Source organism: Neisseria sp. P0009.S007 (genome assembly GCF_051962515.1).
In genome coordinates this window covers 1-875 of record NZ_JBQCVF010000684.1, presented here as the reverse complement: position 1 = coordinate 875, position 875 = coordinate 1, and the positions used below count along the sequence as shown (strand labels likewise).

1 protein-coding gene is annotated in these 875 nt (G+C 52.2%); it reads left to right on the top strand.

The genetic code is table 11. The annotated features are described in order from the left end of the window. On the top strand, positions 1 to 875 hold an 875-nt coding region (locus tag ACTHS3_RS15660), incomplete at both ends, for a two-partner secretion domain-containing protein (RefSeq protein WP_440368463.1).

Sequence of the window (875 nt, the reverse complement as noted above, 5' to 3'; positions counted from 1 at the left end):
GGTCAGCAAGAGATCTTCGGTATTGCCGCAGACTATGTTTTGGCAAACCCTAACGGCATTACCCACAACGGCGGCAGTATCCTGAATGCCAACCGCGCATCCTTGGTTGTCGGTACGCCAACCGTTTCAGACGGCGCGTTGAAATCTTTCAATATCAGCGACAATGGCAAACAACTGCAAGTAAACGGCAATTTGAGCGGCAACCGCGTGGTTGACCTGCTCGCGCCGCAAGTGGTTGTCGGCAAATCAGCCAACGTTAATGCCGCCGACGCCATCAATGTTTCTTCAGGCAAAAGCAACTTCGACTACAAAACCGCACAAATCGAAGCATTGGACGCTGCTTCAAATGCGCCGGTGCTTGACGGTCATATTTTCGGCAGTATGCGCGCCGGTACCATCCGCATCCACGCGACCGACAAACGCGCCAAACAAAACATTCAAAATGCCGCCATTACCGGTACCCGCTACCTGAATATCGACAGCAAAGGCAACCTGAGCATCCAGTCCGCCAATCTGACCGGCGCACAAATGGAATTGTTTGCCCGCGATACCGACATCAAAGGCACGGTTACCAGCCATTCTGCCAACAAATCTTCCAGCGGCAAAGAGGCGCAAAATGTTCAGCACTTCCGTTCGGACCGCAACAAAACGGAAACCTTTACCGCCAGCAATATCAATGCATCCGAGTCATTGACTTTGAACAATAGCGGCAGCCTCAACCTGAGCGCAGCCAACATCAATGCCGGCGCGCTGACTGCTTCTGCCACAGGCAATATCAATTCTAACGCGGTAAAAACCACCAACCGTACAGAATCCGACCACACTCAAAGCAAAGGCCTTTGGTACAACAACAACCTGAGCTCCTCTGCTGACGA